Origin of the sequence: Mesorhizobium sp. M7A.F.Ca.CA.002.05.1.1 (genome assembly GCF_003998335.1) — a bacterium.
Lineage (GTDB): Bacteria > Pseudomonadota > Alphaproteobacteria > Rhizobiales > Rhizobiaceae > Mesorhizobium.
Map to the genome: position 1 here is coordinate 1 of NZ_RZQI01001058.1, position 1,884 is coordinate 1,884.

4 protein-coding genes are annotated in these 1,884 nt (G+C 61.3%); 3 read left to right on the forward strand and 1 reads right to left on the reverse strand.

Annotated elements, in window-relative coordinates; genetic code table 11:
- Nucleotides 1-205 precede the first annotated feature (205 nt).
- The gene (locus EN939_RS32375) at nt 206-409 is read left to right on the forward strand and encodes a DUF3126 family protein (RefSeq protein ID WP_013531334.1); all 204 of its coding nucleotides are present in this window, start codon (nt 206-208) and stop codon (nt 407-409) included.
- 69 nt (nt 410-478) lie between these two features.
- On the opposite strand, the gene EN939_RS32380 is transcribed toward EN939_RS32375, so the two are convergent.
- On the reverse strand, nt 479-1,204 hold the full coding sequence (locus EN939_RS32380) for a hypothetical protein (RefSeq protein WP_127271611.1): 726 nt from the start codon (nt 1,202-1,204) through the stop codon (nt 479-481).
- Between the two features lie 125 nt (nt 1,205-1,329).
- Here EN939_RS32380 and EN939_RS32385 point away from each other — a divergent pair, with 125 nt between their 5' ends.
- Both EN939_RS32385 and EN939_RS32390 read left to right on the forward strand, forming a co-directional pair.
- The gene (locus tag EN939_RS32385) at nt 1,330-1,671 is read left to right on the forward strand and encodes a DUF6949 family protein (protein ID WP_127271612.1); all 342 of its coding nucleotides are present in this window, start codon (nt 1,330-1,332) and stop codon (nt 1,669-1,671) included.
- 19 nt (nt 1,672-1,690) lie between these two features.
- On the forward strand, nt 1,691-1,884 hold a 194-nt coding region (locus EN939_RS32390), incomplete at its 3' end, for a gamma carbonic anhydrase family protein (protein ID WP_442919585.1).

The following is a 1,884-nucleotide window of genomic DNA, read 5'->3' on the forward strand; positions in this document are numbered from 1 at the left end:
GACCAGCTTCTGCCGTCGCAGACGATGGATCAGGTCGTCAGTTTCGACATCTGATTTTCACGGCGCCGTCGTCTGCTGTCGGATTCCGGCCGCGGGCAGGAGCGGGCGGTTGTCTCGCCTTATCAGGCCGCTTGCCTTTACATCGCCATTGTCGACGTGCCAGAAGCGCGTTCGAACGAGCAAGCCCGATGATCGGAGAAGACTGTTGAAGCCGGACGAAATCAGAAAGCTGGACGCCTATTTCAAGCGCGTCTTCCAGAACCCCAAGCTCGAGGTCAAGGCACGGCCGCGCAAGGACGATTCGGCCGAGGTCTATGTCGGCGACGAATTCCTCGGCATCGTCTTCAAGGACGAGGACGACGGCGATTACAATTTCTCGATGGCGATCCTCGACATCGATCTGGCCTGAGCCAGCGATTTTGCGCTCGGCCGGCTCCGCCTCGAATGCGGCCGGCCGGCCGGACCTTCCGAGGCTTTCTTAACGTCCTGTTTTCAGGACGCGCCCGGCTTCAGTGGCGATTGCCGCGTCGAGCGCCTGCCAATCGCCCAGAAACTCCCTTGGGAAGCGATAGGTGAGGCTGAGCTCGTCGCCGACCTGGATGTCGCGCTCGCAAGGCGCCAGCGATTGGTCGGCACTCGGTCCGCTCAGGCAACGGGCCACAAACGGCTCCTTGCCGGGGCGATTGCCGACAACCAGCACCTCGTTCAGATAGCCTGATTTCTCGTTGAAACCATAAATCATCGTGCCGCCAGGCCCGACAATGCCGGGTTGGATGATCAACGCGCTGTAGATCGGCGCGAAGCGGCCACTCATGTCACGCGACATCATCTGCTGTTCGAAGGCCAGAAAGACGATGCTTTTGGCTGTCCCCGTATGGTTGAAATCATCCCGCGCGGCCTCGCTGTAGCCGTCCATCTGGGGATAGCGCAGATAGAGGTCGAGCCGCGAGGCGATGCCGTCGCGCCGGGCCTGGGCGAAACGGATGGCGTTGGCCGGGACCGTGATGACATTGTTGCCGATCACCACTTGGTGCATCGTTGCGTCGTCGGTGTATCCGGCCATGGCGATCGAATGGCCAAACCATTTGCCTGCAAGGCTGATCGCTGCTGAAAGCAGGGCCAGCGCCGCGAATCCGTAGAGCACCCGCTTCATCAGCCTGGAATCGACCACAGTGAGTTCGTTGGCGAGCGCTGCCTGCTTCATCTCAGTCCTCGGATCTCGGGCCGTCCGTCCGCCTCCAGTGTCCCTGGGCGGCACACATCGTACGGCACGGCTCTTGCAGCCTGCGTGGAACGACTGTGCAATTTCATGGTAAATGGAAAGTTAAGATGGGACCGCTGGAACTCACACTCTTTGCTTTTGCCGTCGGGTTGACGGCCTGCGGGCTGGCCGGATCGGCTATGGAACTGGTGTCGGGCCGCAAGGTCGCCTTCACCGAACCCTATGTGTCGCCGTCACATGTCTTGCGCTCGCTGCTCGCCACTGCCTGTGCCGGACCCTTCATGCTGGTCAATGATGCCATCGATGCCCGGCGTCAGCGCCGCATTTCAACGTTGGCGCTGATGTCCTGCGGCTGCACGGCAATTGCGTGGACCTTGGCGCTGGGCGTCGTCGTGCTTGCCATTGCCTCATGGACGGTCCGTCTCCTAGGGTCCGAGCTGCCAGCTTGAGACGATTCGGAGACCAGAAATGCCGCTTTATGCGATCGATGGAACAGAGCCCAGCTTCGCCGATGCGGGTTCGAACTGGATCGCACCCGATGCGACGCTGATCGGCGACGTCAGGGTCGGACGCAATGCCGGCTTCTGGTTCGGCGCCGTCATCCGCGGCGACAATGAGCCCATCGTCATCGGTGCCGACACCAATGTGCAGGAACATACGGT

What these genes read in the sequence shown, in the direction of transcription:
- EN939_RS32385 (WP_127271612.1), top strand. Translation starts at nt 1,330, where the DNA reads ATGGGACCGCTGGAACTCACACTCTTTGCTTTTGCCGTCGGGTTGACG.
- EN939_RS32380 (WP_127271611.1), bottom strand. Translation starts at nt 1,204, where the DNA reads ATGAAGCAGGCAGCGCTCGCCAACGAACTCACTGTGGTCGATTCCAGG.